Origin of the sequence: Pilimelia anulata, assembly GCF_014647895.1 — a bacterium.
GTDB lineage: Bacteria > Actinomycetota > Actinomycetes > Mycobacteriales > Micromonosporaceae > Pilimelia > Pilimelia anulata.
Genome location: NZ_BMQB01000002.1, coordinates 48648 through 64777, shown reverse-complemented (window position 1 = coordinate 64777; position 16130 = coordinate 48648). Strand labels below are relative to the sequence as shown.

Below are 16130 nucleotides of genomic sequence, written 5' to 3'. Positions count from 1 at the left end.
ATGGTGACCGGCCACGGATGGTCGGTTCTCGACCCAATATCAAGGAGGAAAAGTCATGGGTCTCCGTATCAACCAGAACATCGCTGCTCAGAACGCCCACCGTAACCTGTCGGTCACGGACGGCCAGATGAGCAAGTCGCTGGAGAAGCTGTCGAGCGGTTTCCGGATCAACCGGGCGGCCGACGACGCTGCTGGTCTGGCGATCTCCGAGGGCCTGCGTGCGCAGGTCGGCGGGCTCAAGGTTGGTGCTCGTAACGCCCAGGACGGTATCTCCGTCGCGCAGACCGCTGAAGGTGCCCTCACCGAGGTGCACAGCATGCTCCAGCGGATGAACGACCTGTCCGTCCAGTACAACAGCGGTGTCCAGAACACCGACTCGCAGGCTGCTCTGCAGGCCGAGTTCGATGAGCTGAACACCGAGATCGCCCGTATCGGCACGAACACCACGTTCAACGGTGTCGCCCTGTTCGGTGGCGCGGCGCTGGCCTTCCAGGTCGGCTACGCCAACACCGACACCATCGACATCACCGCCACCGCGCTCGCCGACTTCACCGCCGGCGCCGCTGTTGCGGCCGTTGACATCACCGACAGCACCACCCTTCAGGCGGCTGTCACCGAGATCTCGACCCAGCGGGCCGAGCTCGGTGCGGTGCAGAACCGGTTCGAGCACACCCTGAACTCGGTCAGCGTCGCCACGGAGAACCTGTCGGCGTCGGAGTCGCGGATCCGTGACACCGACATGGCGCAGGAGATGATGAACTTCACCCGTTCGCAGATCCTGTCCCAGGCGGGCACCGCCATGCTCGCGCAGGCCAACCAGGCCTCGCAGGGCGTGCTGTCGCTGCTCCGCTGATCCCAAAACTTCACATAAAACTGAATAACAACTGAATACGGGGCGGTCGGCGTCATCGCCGGCCGCCCCGCACCATCCCACCCCACCGTAGGGAGCCGACCATGGCAATGAGCGTCGACGGCCTCGCGTCCGGTCTGGACACGACCAGCCTGATCACCAAGCTCATGTCCGTCGAGTCGATGCCACAGACGGCGCTCAAGAACAAGATCACGGCCCAGAACAAGGCCGTCACGGCGTACCAGTCCATCAACACCAAGATGGCCGCGCTGGTGACCGCCTCGAAGGCACTGACCACCGCCGGCTCCTGGGGTGCCGTCAAGGCCACGTCCAGCTCGGACGCCGCCGGCGTGAGCGCCGGCAACGGCGCCGCCACCGGCTCGCTGACCTTCAAGGTGGACAGCCTCGCCGCCGCCCACACCGTCACCTTCGGCGGCCGCGTCACCTCCGCCACCGACGCCACGGGCTCCCCGGTGATCACCGGCGGCACCATGGACATCCTGCTCGCCGACGGCAGCACCACGACCATCACCCCCGCCGACGCCTCGCTGTCGTCGGTCGTGAAGAAGATCAACGAGACCCCGAACGCCGCCTACAAGGCCGCCGCGGTCCAGGTCTCCCCCGGCCAGTACACGCTCCAGCTCACCGCCACCGAGAGCGGCGCCAACTCCGCCTTCGCCACCGCGTTCGCCAACGGCGACCCGGGTGACGACGTGCCGGCGGCGCTGGACCTCGGCGCGGCCGCGATCACCGCCCAGGGCGCCGACGCGCAGCTCACCGTGGGCACCACCAACACCTACACCATCACCTCCGCCAGCAACACCTTCACCGACGTCATCCCCGGCGTCACCGTGACCGCGAACAAGGTGCAGGGCGCCAGCGACAACCCGGTGACCGTGACCATCGGCGCCGACCCGGCCGCCATGGCCACCAAGGTGCAGGCGCTCGTCGACGCCGCCAACGCGGCCCTGACCGAGATCGCCACCCAGACCAAGAAGAAGAGCGGCGACGTCGCCGCCGGCCCGCTCGCCGGCGACGCGACCATGCGCAAGCTCAGCCAGGACATCACCGGCGCCATCGCCGGCGGCGGGGCCGACCTGGGCAGCTTCAGCAAGGTCGGCATCGAGGTGGACCGGTACGGGAAGATCACCTTCAACAAGGACACCTTCAACACCGCCTACAGCGAGGACTCCCTCGGCACCCAGGCGCTGTTCGACTCGTACGACAACGTGGCCCACGCCAACGCCAGCACGGCCTTCAACCCCGGCTGGGACAGCGCCAAGGGCGTCGGCCGCAAGCTGGAGGCGCTCAGCCTCATCGCCACCGAGGGCGTCCGGCTGCCCACCGACGGCTCGTCGGTGGGCGCCAAGGAGGGCATCCTCGGCGGGATGATCAAGCGCAAGAATGACTTCATCGGCGACCTCAACGACCGAGTAGCACAGTGGGACTCCCGCCTGGAGATCCGCCGGAACACCCTCGAGCGCCAGTTCACGGCCCTCGAGACGGCGCTCAGCTCCATGCAGCAGCAGTCGAGCTGGCTCGCCGGTCAGATCAACAGCCTTCCGTCCTAGCCGGGACCGGTAACCACCACCCGCCCGACCCCGACCAAAGGTGAGCAGTTCATGACGATGCCGAACGACGCCCTGCGCAACCGGTACCTGGCCGACGCCGTCGCCACCGCCTCGCCGGCCCGGCTGCTGGTGATGCTGTACGACCGGCTGGTCCTGGACCTCGCCCGCGGCGAGCAGGCCCTGCGCGACGGCGACCGCGGCGCCGCCTCGCAGCAGCTCCTGCACGCCCAGGACATCGTCCTGGAGCTGCGCGCCTCGCTGGACACCGACGCGTGGGAGGGCGGCCCCGGGCTGGCCCGGCTGTACGAGTTCGTCATGACCGAGCTGATCCAGGCCAATGTCCGCCGCGACGCCGACCGGGTGGCGGGCTGCCGCGCCCTGATGGAGCCGCTGCGCGACGCCTGGCGCGAGGCCGCGGCCACGACCGCCGCCAGCGCCGCCTGAGGCCCCCGCGATGACCACCGACGAGTGGCGAACCGCCTGGGTCGCCGCCCTGGACGCCTGCGAGGCGGACGTCGAGGCCGTCGAGACGCTGATCGCCGAGAGCCACCGGTACCGGGACCTCGCGAGCCCGCCGCCCTGGCGGCCGCCGGCCGACATCGGCCCGCTGCCGACCGAGCTGCGCCCGCGCGCGGAGGCGATCCTGCGGCGGCAGCTCGCCGCGGCGCAGGCCCTGACCGGCACGATGACCGCCAACCGGCGGCAGGCGGCGTTCGCCGCGCGGGTCGAGAACGGAAATCCGGGCAAGACCCCGCCCACGTACGTCGACCAGGCGCTCTAGCGCCGCAAGCGCCCGATCAGGGACTCCCCGCGCAAGCGGTGGGGTCCCTCGCGCTTTTTCGGCCGGATTCGCGAGGGGCAACCGACCGGCAACCGAGCATCACATTGTGTCGCTACCGGAGCCACCGAATGTAGTGGGTGAGCAAGGAGCTCACCACCACCGCCACGGACAAGGCGACCGACGCAGCAAAGCCAAGAGGGGAGCGGCTGCGAAGTGTTCGACGATGTGTCCTCGGCAGCTCTGCGCGTCGCACTCACGGGTCTGGCCCAGCGCCAGCGCGTGACGGCGAACAACATCGCCAACATCGAGACCCCTGGCTTCCGCGCCGGCCGCGTCCAGTTCGAGGACGCGCTGCGCAGCGCGGTCGAGTCCACCGACAACGCCGGGTACATCGATGCGGTCGAGCCCACCACCGCAGAGTCGCTCGAGCCCACCCGCCTCAACGGCAACAACGTGAATCTGGACCGCGAGACGCTGTCGAACATCGACACCGGCCTGCGCTACCAGCTCATGCTCCGCGCGCTGGACAACAAGTACAGCAGCCTGAGCTCCGTCATCAAGGGGTCCTGACCATGACGCTGTTCGACTCGATCGGAATCGCCGGTAGCGGCGTCACCGTCTACCGCAAGTGGCTCGACTCCGTCTCCGACAACATCGCGAACATGAACAACGCCGCCTCCACCAGCGGCCCCGCGTTCCAGGAGCGGTTCGTGATCGCGCAGGAGGCCGCCGACGGCAAGGGCGCCCAGGTGGGCGGCGTGGCGTTCGGCGACGCGGCCGGCCGGATCGTGCACGAGCCGAACAACCCGCTGGCCGACGCGGACGGCAACGTCCGGTACCCGGACATCGACCTCTCCGAGCAGATGGGATCGCTGATCATGGCGCAGCGCGGATACCAGGCGAACCTCGCGGTCGTCGACCGGGCCAAGGGCGCGTACGAGGCGGCCCTCCAGCTCGGACGTAGCGCGTGACGTCGCCGATCGACGCCATCGGCTCCCTGGCCGGCATCCAGGGCCCGAAGGCCATCGCCCCGATCGACACCAAGCTCGACCTCGGCGCCACCGAGGCCACGGGGGGCGCGGACTTCGCCACCACCCTGGCGAGCAGCCTCCAGAACGTGCAGGACCTCCAGAACAAGACCAGCGACCTTTCGGTACAGGCCGCCACCGGCACCCTGTCCGATGTCCATGACTACATGATCGCCTCCGCCGAGTCGGGCATCGCGACCCAGCTCACGACGGCGGTGCGGAATAAGGCAGTAGAGGCGTTCCAAGAGATCATGAGGATGCAGGCCTGATATGGGTGACCGGATTCCCGCACCGCTGCGCCGCCTCGGCGGCATCTTCTCCTCCTTCACCACCGGCCAGAAGGCCGTCACGATCCTCGGGATCCTGGCGCTGGCCATCGGGGGATACTTCTTCGCCACCTGGGCGTCGAAGCCGGCCATGGCGCCGCTGTTCTCGAACCTGTCCGGCGAGGACGCCGCGGCGATCGTCGAGAACCTGTCCGGCACCGGCGTCGAGTACGAGCTGACCGACGGCGGCAAGACCATCATGGTCCCGAACGACCAGGTCTACGACCTGCGGATCCAGATGAGCGGCGAGGGCCTGCCGGCCCAGGCCGACACCGGCTACGCGCTCCTGGACAAGCAGGGCGTCACCACCAGCGACTTCATGCAGCACATCGGCTACCAGCGCGCCCTGGAGGGCGAGCTGACCAAGACCATCACGTCGATCGACGGCGTGCAGGGCGCCAACGTGCACCTGGTGCTGCCGCAGAAGGACATCTTCTCGGACGACGAGAAGAAGACCACCGCGTCCGTCATGATCACCACCCGGGCCGGCGCCTCGCTCGACGACGAGCAGGTCCAGGCGATCGTCCACCTGGTCGCCTCCTCGGTCGAGGGCCTCGACCCGAAGAACGTGACCGTCGCCGACGCCGCCGGCACCGTCCTGTCCACCGGCGACGGCCGCGGCACCGCCGGCGGCGCGTCCGGCGGCGACCAGCGCGACAAGGCCACCAGCGACTTCGACACGCGGATGAACAGCGCCGTCACCAAGATGCTGGAGAACCTCGTCGGCCCCGGCAAGGCGATCGTCAAGACCACCAGCGAGCTGGACTTCGACGAGACCGAGACCAAGTCGCAGCGGTACGTGGCCGACCCGGCCGTCCCGCCGCTGACCGAGACCACCAAGAACGAGAAGTACACCGGCGCCGGCAGCGGCAGCGGCGGCGTCCTGGGCCCGGACAACATCCAGGTCCCGAACGGTGCCAACGGCGGCAGCGGCCAGTACGACTCGACCGAGGAGGCCCGGCGCAACGCCGTCGGCGTCGTCGAGGAGACCCGCAAGGCCGCGCCGGGCAGCGTCCGCCGGCTGAGCGTCTCGGTCCTGCTGGACCAGACCACCGCGGCCGGGATCGACCAGACCCAGGTGCAGCAGATGGTGTCCGCGGCCGTCGGCCTGAACCCGCAGCGCGGCGACACCATGGCCGTCACGATGGCGCCGTTCAGCACCGCCGCCGCCGACAGCGCCAAGGCCGACTCGGACAAGGCCACCGCGGCCGAGAAGAACGAGCAGCTCCTGGGCATGGCCAAGACCGGCGGGCTGGTCCTGATCGTGCTGATCCTGATCCTGCTGGCCTGGCTGGGCAGCCGGAAGAAGCGCAAGAAGCTGACCGACGACGAGATCGCCCAGCTCGCCGAGATGCAGGCGGCGCTGATCGCCGAGGCCGACGCGGCCCGCGCGATCGAGGGCGGCCGGGGTGCCCGGGCGCTGGAGGCCGGCAGCGACGACGGCGTGAACCGTCGCGAGGAGATCTCCGAGATGGTGGCCAACCAGCCGGAGGAAGTCGCAGTGCTGCTGCGTAGCTGGCTCGCCGACCGGCGCGGCTGAAGCGGGAGGGGATGAGCCAGATGTCGACTGTTGCGACCACCGGCGAGATGACCGGCCTGCGCAAGGCCGCCGTGATGCTGCTGCAGATGAGCAAGGAGGACTCGTCGAAGATTCTCGCCCAGATGCGGGAGGGCGAGGTCGAGGAGTTGATGGCCGAGATCGCCCGGATCGAGTCGGTCGACGCCGACACCGCCCACGGCGTGCTCGACGAGTTCGCGCTGATGGCCTCCACGCACCGGCTGGCCACCACCGGCGGCCTGGACCACGCCCGGGAGATGCTCGAGGCCACGCTCGGCAAGGAGAAGGCCGCGGCGATCCTGGACCGGCTCTCGGTCACGGTCACCGACATGCCGTTCAAGTTCATCAACCACGCCGACCCGCGCCAGGTGCTCTCGTTCATCCAGCACGAGCACCCGCAGACCATCGCGCTGGTGCTCGCGCACGCCACCTCCACCGTGGCGTCGCAGATCCTGTCCGGGCTCACCCCGGAGGTGCAGGCCGACGTCGCGCACCGGATCGCCGTGATGGACCGCACCTCGCCGGAGATCATCCGCCAGGTCGAGCAGGCGCTGGAGCGCAAGATCTCCACCGTGCTCCAGCCGACCGAGCTGTCCACCGTCGGCGGCCTGCAGCCGCTGGTCGACATCATCAACCGGGCCGACCGGGGTACCGAGCGGCTGATCCTGGAGGGCCTGGAGGCCCGCAACCCGGAGATCGCCGAGGAGATCCGGCGCCGGATGTTCATGTTCGAGGACATCACGCTGCTCGAGGACCGCGCCGTCCAGCTCGTGCTGCGCTCGGTCGAGATGAACGACCTCGCCATCGCGCTCAAGGGCGTCAGCGACACCGTCCGGGACAAGGTCACCCGGAACCTGTCCGAGCGGGCCCGGGAGAACCTCACCGAGGAGATCGACCTGCTCGGCCCGGTCCGGCTGCGCCAGGTCGAGGAGGCCCAGGCGAAGATCGTCCAGGCGATCCGCTCGCTGGAGGAGTCCGGCCAGATCGAGATCAACCGGGGTGGTGACGACGATGAGTTCGTCGACTGAGGCCACGCTGGCCCCCTGGGCGACCGACGGGGCGCCCGGGGCCACCCAGCCCAGCGTGCTGCGTGGGGCCGACGCGGCGGCCGTGGCGGCCGCCGACTTCGGCACCGACCTGCGCGAGGCCGTACCGGCGCCCAGCCACCTGGTCGCCCACCAGCAGGACGCCGCCCGGACCGCCGGCTACGCCGACGGCTGGGCCCAGGGCCAGCGGGCGGCCCGGATCGCCGCCGCGGCCGCCGCCGAGCGGCTCGCCGCCGCCACGGCCGCGGCCGACGCCGCCCGCGACGCCGCCCTGCACCGGGCGATGGCCGCGGTGGCCGGCGCGGTCCGGGGCATCGAGCAGCGGGAGACCGCGGCCATGGGCGACCTGACCGCCACGATCCTCGCGTCGGCGACGGCGCTGGCGGAAGCGATCATCGGGTACGAGATCGACAAGAACCCGGACAGCGCGCTGCACGCGGTCCGCCGGGCCCTGGCCATGGCGCCGACCACCGAGGACGTGACGGTGCGGCTGCACCCTGCCGATCACCGGGCGCTCACCGGATCCGCAACCGCGGCGACCCAGAGTATTGATGGTCGGACGGTCACGGTCCACCCGGACCCCGACCTCCAGCCCGGTGATGCCACCGCCACCTACGGCGTCACCCGCATCGATGCCACCGTCGCCAACGCGCTCGCCCGCGCCCGGGAGGTTCTCGCCTCGTGACCATCGCTCTCGCCGATCGCCTGACGCGTGCCACCCACGCGGCCGCCCCGCTCGTCACCGGCTCGGTGACGGGCGCCGTCGGCCTGCGGCTGACCGTCGAGGGGATCGGCGGGCGCGTCGGCGACCTGCTGCGCATCGGCAGCGGCGAGGACGAGATGCTGGCCGAGGTCACCGCCCTGGACGGCAGCCGGCTCCAGTGCCTGCCCCTGGGCTCGCTCAACGGCGTCGGCAGCGGCTCGCCGGCGGTCAACACCGGCGCCCCGCTCCAGGTCCCCGTCGGCGGCGGCCTGCGCGGCCGGGTGCTCGACGGCCTCGGCCGCCCGATGGACGGGCTCGGCCCGCTGCTCGACTGCACGTACGTCGGGATCAACGCCGCCCCCCCGGCCGCCCTGGCCCGGCAGCGGATCACCCAGCCGATGGCGCTCGGCGTCCGCGCCCTGGACACCCTCGTCCCGGTCGGCCGCGGCCAGCGCCTCGGCATCTTCGCCGGCTCCGGCGTCGGCAAGTCGACGCTGATGTCCATGATCACCCGCGGTACCGACGCCCAGATCAACGTGATCGCGCTGATCGGCGAGCGGGGCCGCGAGGTCCGCGAGTTCATCGAGAACGACCTCGGCCCCGAGGGCCTGGCCCGCTCGGTCGTCGTCGTGGCCACCAGCGACCAGCCGCCGCTGGTCCGGCTGCGCGCGGCGTTCGCCGCCACCCGGATCGCCGAGTGGTTCCGGGACACCGGCGCCGACGTGCTGCTGATGATGGACTCGGTCACCCGGACCGCGATGGCCCAGCGCGAGGTCGGCCTGTCGGTCGGCGAGCCGCCGGCCACCCGCGGGTACCCGCCGTCGGTCTTCGGCATGCTCGCCTCGCTGATGGAGCGCGCCGGCCCCGGCGAGCGCGGCACCATCACCGGCCTGTACACCGTGCTCGTCGAGGGCGACGACCACAACGAGCCGATCGCCGACGCCGCCCGGTCGATCCTCGACGGCCACGTCGTGCTGGACCGCAAGCTCGCCACCGCCGGGCACTTCCCGTCGATCGACGCACTTGAGTCGATCTCCCGGCTGGCCACCACGGTCACGTCCGCCGAACAACGGGCCGCGGCCACCGCGCTGCGCCGGCTGCTGGCCGCGCACCGGGACGTCCGCGAGCTGGTCGAGATCGGCGCGTACGTCACCGGCACCAACCCGGAGGCGGACCTGGCGCAGGTCCTGTGGCCGCAGATCCTCGACTTCCTCCGGCAGGACTTCGACAAGCCGAGCACCGCGGCGGCGGCCTGGAACGACCTGGTCACGCTGCTCACCGCCGGCGCCACCATGGCCAACGCGCACGGGCTGGAGGGCTGATGGGCACCTTCAAGCTGACCGGCGTCCTGCGCGCCCGGCAGGCGCAGGAGGACGTGCGCAAGGCCGAGGTCGTCCGCGCCCGCGGCGCGTCCGCGGCCGCCCGCCAGCGCGCCGACGAGCGCCGCGGCGCCCTGCGCGACAGCGACCTGCCGGCCAACGGCACCGGCCGCGCCGTCGTGGCCGCCATCGCCGCCCGGCAGGCGCTCGCCGCCGGCCTGGCCGCCGCCCACCGCGGCATCGACGACGCCGACCTCGAGGTCGCCGAGAGCACCGACCGGCTCGCCGACGCCGCCAAGAACCGGCGCGTGGTCGAGCGGCTGGGCGAGCGGCACGCCGCCGCCGCCAAGGCCAAGCACGCGTCCGCCGAGCAGCGGGCGCTGGACGAGATCGCCATCAACGGCGCCACCCGCGGCGAGAGGAGCACGCACACGTGAGCCTCACCGAGATGGTCGGCCGCATCGCGACGCTCCAGTCGGCGCACCAGAACCTGCTGACGCAGAGCGCGAGCACGGCGCAGGCGAACGCCGCCGCGTTCGCCAAGCAGCTCACCACCGCCACCGCCGCGCAGAAGTCCACCGCCGCCGGCTCCGCCGGCGGGGTCAGCGGCAAGGACGTCGTCGCGGACGCCAAGAAGTACCTCGGCATCCCGTACGTCTTCGGCGGGACCGACCCGAAGAAGGGCCTGGACTGCTCCGGGCTCGTCCAGCGGGTGTTCAAGGACCTGGGCGTCGACCTGCCGCGGATCGCCGCGGACCAGGCGCGCAAGGGCACCGAGGTCAAGGGCATCGCGCAGGCCAAGCCGGGCGACCTGATCACCTTCGGCGAGCCGGCCCACCACATCGGCATCTACGTCGGCGACAACAAGATCCTGCACGCGCCCCAGCCGGGCCAGAACGTCAAGATCGAGACGATCTGGGAGAAGCCGACCTCGATCCGCCGGATCGTCCCGCCGACGGCCGTCGCGGCCACCTCCGCGACCGCGGCCACCGGCGCGGTGGGCGGGAACCGGGTGAGCGACGTGCCGTACGCGAACCTGTTCAACGCCGCCGGCGCCAAGCACGGGGTGTCGCCGAAGCTGCTCGCCGCGCTGGCCAAGGTCGAGTCGGGGTACAACCCCAGCGCGGTCAGCCCGGCCGGCGCCCGCGGGCTGATGCAGATCATGCCGGCGACCGCGCGGGAGATGGGCGTCGACCCGATGAACGTGCGCTCCGCGATCGACGGGGCCGCCCGGATCATGAAGGGCAACCTGAAGAAGTTCGGCTCGCTGCCGCTGGCCATCGCCGCGTACAACGCCGGTGGCGGGGCCGTCCGCCAGTACGGCGGGATCCCACCGTTCGCCGAGACCCGGGCCTACGTGCCGAAGGTCCAGCGGGCCCTCGCCGCCCTCGGCTAGCTCCACCCTCGTACAGCACCGCCCAGCACCGCGCTCGCCCCGCACCGCGCTCGTCCAGCAGGAGGAAACCACCGCATGACCACGCCCATGATGCCCGTGGCGCCCGCTCCGGCGCCGGCCGCCGCCGCCCGCTCCGGCGCCGGCAAGCCCGCCGGTACCGCCGCCGACACCGGCGCCGGCGACTTCGACGCGGCCCTGGCCGCCGCCGTCGACGGCACGCCGACCGACGCCGCGGACACCGGCACCGCCGACACCGGCACCGGCGGCAACCAGGAGGAGGCCGGCGACCCGGCCGCCGCCGTGCTGCCCATGATCGGTACGGGCGCGGGCCAGCTCGCCGCCCTCGCCGCCGTGGCCGCCGCGCCGCTGCTCGCCGCCACCGGCACCGCCGCGCCGGCCCCGACCGCCGACCCGGCGGGCGCGCCGGCGACCCCGGCCGTGCCGGCGATCGCCGCCCGCGCGCTCACCGCCGCGACGACCGAGCTGCCGGCCGGCACCGCCGTGCCGACGCCCGCCCCGGCCGCCGCCGCGGCCCCGGCCGTCCCGGCCATGCTCGCCGACGCCGGCCAGCCGGCCGGCACCCCGGCCACCGGCACCGGCCCGGCCGCCGCCCCGGCCACCGCTGCCGCCCCGACCGCCACGCCGACCCCGGCCGCCACCACCGCCCCGGCGACCGCGCCGGCCACCGCGACCCCGGCGACCCCGGTCGCCGCGGCGACCGTCCCGGCCCCGGCCGACCGCCCGGCGGCGGCCGCGACCGGCAGCCCGACCGCGGCCGCGCCGGCCGTCGCCGCGCCCGCCGCACCGACCGGCGGCACCGGGCCGGCGGCTGCCGAGGCCGCACCCGCCGCGGTGCCGGCCGAGGCCGCGCCCGCCCCGGCCGCCCCGCCGGTCCAGCCGCACGCGGCCGCGCCCGCCCCGGCGCCCACCGCCGCCCCGGCGCCGACCCAGTCGGCCACGCCCGCCGCACCGGCCACACCCGCCCCGCCGGCCCACCAGGTCGCCATGCACCTGACCCCGCTGAAGCTCGACGCCGACGGCATCCACCGGCTGACCGTGCACCTGCACCCGGCCGACCTGGGCCCGGTCAGCGTGGTCGCCGAGGTCCGCGACGGCGCCATCGCCGTCCAGCTCGCCGGCGGCACCGAGGCCGGCCGGGAGACGCTGCGCGCCGCCCTGCCCGACCTGCGCCGCGAGCTGACCGACGCCGGCTTCACCGACTGCCAGCTCGACCTGCGCTCCGGTACGGGCCAGGGCAACGCCCAGCAGCAGTTCGCCGCCCCGCGCGGCTGGTCCGGCGGCGGCGACGCCACGGGCACGCCCGAGCCCGCCGTACACACCCGCAACCAGCCCACCGTCCTGGCCGGCGGCCGGGTCGACGTCCAGGTCTGAGAGGAAGCCGAAAATGACCAACCCCATCTCCTCAGGAACCGGTGCCAGCTCGTCGATCAAGGATGTGCTGGGCAAGTTCCCCAGCACCGAGAAGACGCCGGGCAACGACCTCGGTCAGGAAGCCTTCCTGAAGCTGCTGGTCGCCCAACTCCGTTACCAGGACCCCACCAGCCCGAGTGACGGCGCCCAGTTCCTCGCCCAGACCGCCCAGTTCACCCAGGTCGAGAAGCTGAACGAGATGGCCAAGTCCCAGGCGGACATGCTGTCGGCGCAGACCCTGCTCAGCGCCAGCAACATGGTCGGCCGCACCGTCACGTACACCGACTCCGAGGGCACCACCGCCACGGGCAAGGTCACGTCGGCCACGCTCAACGGCGGCTCGCCGACGCTGAAGATCGGCGACCAGAGCATCCCGCTCACGTCCGTCACCACCGTGCACGCCTGACCCGACGTACCCACACCGTCACGTTCCCTACCGCAAAGGACGACGATTACATGCTTCGCTCGCTCTTCTCCGGCATCAGCGGCCTGCGCGCCCACCAGACGATGATGGACGTCACCGGTAACAACATCGCGAACGTCAACACCACCGGCTTCAAGAGCAGCCAGTCGACGTTCCAGGACACGCTGAGCCAGATGATCCAGCCGGCCGGTGGGCCGGTCCCCAACGCGCTCGGCGGCACCAACCCCGCCCAGGTCGGCCTCGGTGTCCGGCTCGGCGGCATCACCACGAACTTCACCCAGGGCGCGACCCAGATGACCGGCCGGACGACCGACCTGATGATCCAGGGCGACGGCTTCTTCGCGGTCAACAACGGCTCCGAGACGCTGTTCACCCGCAACGGCTCGTTCTCGTTCGACACCAACGGCACGCTGGTCACCAACGGCGGTCTCCAGGTGCAGGGCTGGCAGGCCAACGCCGCCGGCACCGTGAACACCAACGGCTCGCCCGGCCCGATCACCCTGCCGATCTCGGCGCTGCTCCCGCCGCTGGCCACCACCTCGGCGACGTTCAGCGGCAACCTGCCGGGCAGCTCGGCCGTCAACACCGCGGTCACCACCTCGATGACCGTGTACGACGCCGCCGGCGCCTCGTCGACCCTGTCGGTCACCTTCACCAAGGCCAACGCCACCGACTGGAACGTCTCCTACGACGGCGGCACCACCACGTCCGGCACCCTGACCTTCGACGCCACCGGCGCCTACACCGGCGGCAGCCCGGTCGTGGACCCGGGCACCGGCGTCAGCGCCGACCTCGACGGCATCACCGCGTACGCCGGCGCCTCGACGGTCAACCCGCAGACCCAGAACGGCTCCTCGGCCGGCTCGCTCCAGTCGTTCACCATCTCGCAGGACGGCGTCATCAACGGCGTCTACTCCAACGGCCTCAAGCAGCCGCTGGGCCAGCTCGCCCTGGTCACCTTCAACAACCCGTCGGGTATGGAGAAGGCCGGCGACTCGATGTACCGCAACACGGTCAACTCGGGTCCGGCGCAGTTCGGCATCGCCGGCTCGGGCGGCCGCGGCACGCTGCAGTCCGGCGCGCTGGAGATGTCGAACGTGGACCTGGCGCAGGAGTTCACCAACCTGGTCATCGCCCAGCGCGGCTTCCAGGCGAACTCGCGGGTCATCACGACCAGCGACCAGCTCCTCGAGGACCTGGTCAACCTCAAGCGCTGACGCGCGTGAGCCCGTGCTGCCCCCGACCCCCGGTCGGGGGCAGCACTCTTTCCCCCGGCGCTCGCCACATGTCGCCGCCCGACCGGTGGCTGATGGTGCGTGAGCGCAAGGGGTTTGCGCGGTGTTGCGTCGGGGGGCACGCGCCCGGGAGCGGCCGGATAGGGTCACCCGCAGCGACCACGAGGGGTCCCGCGCGGGGAGGCTGGCCATGCACCTGACGTTCATCGGCAAGGATCCGGGCTCGGAGCCGAGCGGCTCCCCCACGCTCTACCGAACGGACCGCGGCAGCCTGATCGTCCAGGGCTGGGTGGTGACCGACCACGACGCACTGGCCGCGATGGACATTCCCGCCGGCGAGAGCGACTTCTACGTCTTCGACGATCGGCTGGCGCTGTTCCTGCACTACGCGGGGGCCGGCACCAACGCCTCCTTCGAGACCACCACCGACCCGGACCTCGTCGGCTTCTGCCGGCGCGCGTTCGAGGAGGTATGGCGCCGGGCCCTCCCCGCCGATGAGTTCCGATCCCGGCAGTAGCGCCGGCCGGGCCCGCCGGGAACTCGGCCTCCGACTCCGTCAGGTCCGCCGGGCGGCGGGCCTGACGGGACGGGCGCTCGCGGAGCGGATCGGCTGCCATCCCAGCAGCGTCAGCCGGATCGAGTCCGGTGGGCAGGCGGCCGGTCCGGCGACCGTGCGGGACTGGTGCGTTGCCTGCGACGCGGCGGAGCGAATACCGGACCTGCTGGCCCTCGCCGGTTCACTCGACTCGTCCTACCTCGAATGGGACCGACAGGCGCGGGCCGGGATGAGGCGGCTCGGCGACCTGCACTCGGTGGAGACGTACCGGCGGACCCGGCTGTTCCGGATCCACGGACCGGTCCTGCTGCCGGGGATCTTCCAGACCGAGGCGTACATCCGGCGGATGCTCGCGTTCTGGTACCCGTTCCTCGGCGCGCCAGACGACGCCGAGGCGACCGTCGCGATGCGGGCCGAGCGAACCGCGGCCGCGCTCGCGCCCGGCAAGCGGATCGTGGTGGTGCTCGGCGAGCAGGCCGTACGCACCCGCCGCGGACCGGCGCAGGAGCACCTCGACCAACTCACCCACCTGCTGTCGGTGATGCGGCGGCCGTACGTGTCCGTGGGCATCGTCCCGGCCGACGCCCGGCGGTACGCCATCGCCGGCATCGGATTCTGGATCCTCGACGGCGGCACCGTGGCGTTGGAGACGCCCACCGCGGCCATCAAGGTCACCCAGCCGCGGGAGATCGCGCGCTATGCCACCCTCTTCGCCCACCTTCAGGCCGAGGCGGTGTACGGGGCGGAAGCGCGTGCGTTGATCACCGATGTCATGAACGGCGGCTGAGGTTCGCTACGGGGCCGTGGGGGGCGGGCCGGTGGTGCGGGTGAAGGATGCCGCGTGTGGGCGGCCCCCGTGGACGAAGTCGAAGAAGATCCGGTACGCGCCCACTCCCGCCGGTACCTGCACGTCGAACGCCTGGAGTCCCGGCGTCGGCGTGCTGATCGCGTCCGCGGGCAGCGTCGCCAGGTCCCCCACCCGGTACACCGTCAGCAGGCCGTTGGACCCGCCCCGGCGGGTCAGGTCGCCGACGAGCGCGCCGCCCCGGCTCACCGAGAAGGTCAGCCGGGAGCGCCCGCCGGCGGCCAGGCCGCCGTCCAGGCCGACCTCGTAACCGTCCGCCGCCGCCACGCCGGCCGGGGCGGGCAGCGGCAGCGGGCGGTGGTCGCCGGCCACGTGGGTGTCGTGGCCGACGACGACGGTACGGGCGTGGCCGGCGGGGCGGAAGTGGGCGATCACCCGGTGGGCGCCGGCGCCGTCGGCGATCACTGCGGCGGTCCAGGTGCCGTCCGGGGCGCGGGTGGCGGCGACCCGGCGGAAGCCGGTGAGGTCCCGCCGTACGGTGGTCAGCTCCAGCTCGCCGCCCGGCAGCGCGGCGTACGCGGTGACCACGCGGCCGTCGGGGCCGACGATGCGGAAGCGGAACGGGGCCGGGCGGCCGGCGGGCAGCGTCGCGGCGACGGGGATGATCTGGTAGCCGTCCTCGACGGCGGCCAGCCCGCGGGCGCCGGCGGCCGCGGGCGGGTGCGCCGGGTCGGCCGGCGCGGCGGGCGCGCTCAGCCGGCCCGCGGCGAAGCCGGCGGCCGCGGCGGCGGCGAGCCCGAGCAGGCCCGCGATGACCCGGACCGCCCGCGACCGCCGCGCGGGAGCGGCCCCGGCCGGGGCGCCGTCGGGGGCGCCCCCGCCCGCGGCGCCGGAGCCGGCGGCCGGGAGGGCCCCGCTCGGGGGGTGAGGGACAGCGGCGGCGGGCTCGTCGGGGGCGGGCGCCGGCCCGGCGGGCGGCGGTGTGCTCCCCCGGTCCGCCATGCCGAGCCTCCCCCCGCGCCACTCAATCGCGAGGGTGCCACCGCCGCCGCGGGGCCGTCCGGGGAACCGGCAACGACGGGAAGGTCAGACCTTTCCCGA

Annotated in this window: 19 protein-coding genes; 18 read left to right on the top strand and 1 reads right to left on the bottom strand. The window is 72.7% G+C overall.

The window, feature by feature from the left end:
- The first annotated feature begins 55 nt into the window (after nucleotides 1–55).
- The 18 genes from IEY94_RS05095 to IEY94_RS05010 all read left to right on the top strand — a co-directional run bounded on the left by IEY94_RS05095 (nucleotide 56) and on the right by IEY94_RS05010 (nucleotide 15011).
- Nucleotides 56–853, top strand: a complete 798-nt coding sequence (locus tag IEY94_RS05095; protein WP_189168889.1) for a flagellin N-terminal helical domain-containing protein — start codon at nucleotides 56–58, stop codon at nucleotides 851–853.
- Between the two features lie 101 nt (nucleotides 854–954).
- Nucleotides 955–2421, top strand: coding sequence for a flagellar filament capping protein FliD (gene fliD, locus IEY94_RS05090; RefSeq protein ID WP_189168888.1), 1467 nt, complete (start codon nucleotides 955–957; stop codon nucleotides 2419–2421).
- Between the two features lie 51 nt (nucleotides 2422–2472).
- The gene (fliS, locus tag IEY94_RS05085) at nucleotides 2473–2865 is read left to right on the top strand and encodes a flagellar export chaperone FliS (protein WP_229783344.1); all 393 of its coding nucleotides are present in this window, start codon (nucleotides 2473–2475) and stop codon (nucleotides 2863–2865) included.
- A 10-nt stretch (nucleotides 2866–2875) separates the two neighbouring features.
- The gene (locus IEY94_RS05080) at nucleotides 2876–3202 is read left to right on the top strand and encodes a hypothetical protein (protein ID WP_189168887.1); all 327 of its coding nucleotides are present in this window, start codon (nucleotides 2876–2878) and stop codon (nucleotides 3200–3202) included.
- 213 nt (nucleotides 3203–3415) lie between these two features.
- Nucleotides 3416–3772, top strand: coding sequence for a flagellar basal body rod protein FlgB (gene flgB / locus IEY94_RS05075; RefSeq protein ID WP_189168886.1), 357 nt, complete (start codon nucleotides 3416–3418; stop codon nucleotides 3770–3772).
- Between the two features lie 2 nt (nucleotides 3773–3774).
- Nucleotides 3775–4173 (top strand): flagellar basal body rod protein FlgC, encoded by a 399-nt coding sequence (locus tag IEY94_RS05070; RefSeq protein WP_189168885.1) that lies wholly within the window; start codon nucleotides 3775–3777, stop codon nucleotides 4171–4173.
- Nucleotides 4170–4499 carry a flagellar hook-basal body complex protein FliE gene (gene fliE, locus IEY94_RS05065; protein WP_229783343.1) on the top strand — a complete coding sequence of 110 codons (330 nt, stop codon included), beginning with the start codon at nucleotides 4170–4172 and terminating at the stop codon, nucleotides 4497–4499. Before IEY94_RS05070 ends, fliE begins: the two co-directional genes overlap by 4 nt.
- A gap of 1 nt (nucleotide 4500) precedes the next feature.
- Complete coding sequence (gene fliF / locus IEY94_RS05060; RefSeq protein ID WP_189168884.1) at nucleotides 4501–6096, top strand: flagellar basal-body MS-ring/collar protein FliF; 1596 nt, start codon at nucleotides 4501–4503, stop codon at nucleotides 6094–6096.
- A gap of 20 nt (nucleotides 6097–6116) precedes the next feature.
- Nucleotides 6117–7142: a flagellar motor switch protein FliG gene (fliG, locus tag IEY94_RS05055; RefSeq protein WP_189168883.1), complete on the top strand. Its 1026-nt coding sequence runs from the start codon at nucleotides 6117–6119 to the stop codon at nucleotides 7140–7142.
- Nucleotides 7126–7845, top strand: a complete 720-nt coding sequence (locus IEY94_RS05050) for a FliH/SctL family protein (RefSeq protein WP_189168882.1) — start codon at nucleotides 7126–7128, stop codon at nucleotides 7843–7845. Before fliG ends, IEY94_RS05050 begins: the two co-directional genes overlap by 17 nt.
- The gene (locus IEY94_RS05045) at nucleotides 7842–9185 is read left to right on the top strand and encodes a FliI/YscN family ATPase (RefSeq protein ID WP_189168881.1); all 1344 of its coding nucleotides are present in this window, start codon (nucleotides 7842–7844) and stop codon (nucleotides 9183–9185) included. The genes IEY94_RS05050 and IEY94_RS05045 overlap by 4 nt, the downstream gene beginning before the upstream one ends.
- A complete protein-coding gene (locus IEY94_RS05040) occupies nucleotides 9185–9619 on the top strand; it encodes a flagellar FliJ family protein (RefSeq protein WP_189168880.1) in 435 nt (144 codons plus the stop codon). Before IEY94_RS05045 ends, IEY94_RS05040 begins: the two co-directional genes overlap by 1 nt.
- Complete coding sequence (locus IEY94_RS05035) at nucleotides 9616–10578, top strand: transglycosylase SLT domain-containing protein (RefSeq protein ID WP_306341590.1); 963 nt, start codon at nucleotides 9616–9618, stop codon at nucleotides 10576–10578. Before IEY94_RS05040 ends, IEY94_RS05035 begins: the two co-directional genes overlap by 4 nt.
- Before the next feature lie 75 nt (nucleotides 10579–10653).
- Nucleotides 10654–11970 carry a flagellar hook-length control protein FliK gene (locus tag IEY94_RS05030; RefSeq protein ID WP_189168879.1) on the top strand — a complete coding sequence of 439 codons (1317 nt, stop codon included), beginning with the start codon at nucleotides 10654–10656 and terminating at the stop codon, nucleotides 11968–11970.
- A gap of 13 nt (nucleotides 11971–11983) precedes the next feature.
- Nucleotides 11984–12415, top strand: coding sequence for a flagellar hook capping FlgD N-terminal domain-containing protein (locus IEY94_RS05025; protein WP_189168878.1), 432 nt, complete (start codon nucleotides 11984–11986; stop codon nucleotides 12413–12415).
- 50 nt (nucleotides 12416–12465) lie between these two features.
- Complete coding sequence (locus IEY94_RS05020) at nucleotides 12466–13650, top strand: flagellar hook protein FlgE (protein WP_189168877.1); 1185 nt, start codon at nucleotides 12466–12468, stop codon at nucleotides 13648–13650.
- A 208-nt stretch (nucleotides 13651–13858) separates the two neighbouring features.
- Complete coding sequence (locus IEY94_RS05015; protein ID WP_189169407.1) at nucleotides 13859–14185, top strand: DUF6879 family protein; 327 nt, start codon at nucleotides 13859–13861, stop codon at nucleotides 14183–14185.
- Complete coding sequence (locus IEY94_RS05010) at nucleotides 14163–15011, top strand: helix-turn-helix domain-containing protein (protein ID WP_189168876.1); 849 nt, start codon at nucleotides 14163–14165, stop codon at nucleotides 15009–15011. The genes IEY94_RS05015 and IEY94_RS05010 overlap by 23 nt, the downstream gene beginning before the upstream one ends.
- A 6-nt stretch (nucleotides 15012–15017) precedes the next feature.
- Here IEY94_RS05010 and IEY94_RS05005 read toward each other — a convergent pair whose 3' ends face one another.
- Nucleotides 15018–16031, bottom strand: a complete 1014-nt coding sequence (locus tag IEY94_RS05005) for a DUF8832 domain-containing protein (protein WP_189168875.1) — start codon at nucleotides 16029–16031, stop codon at nucleotides 15018–15020.
- Nucleotides 16032–16130 lie beyond the last annotated feature (99 nt).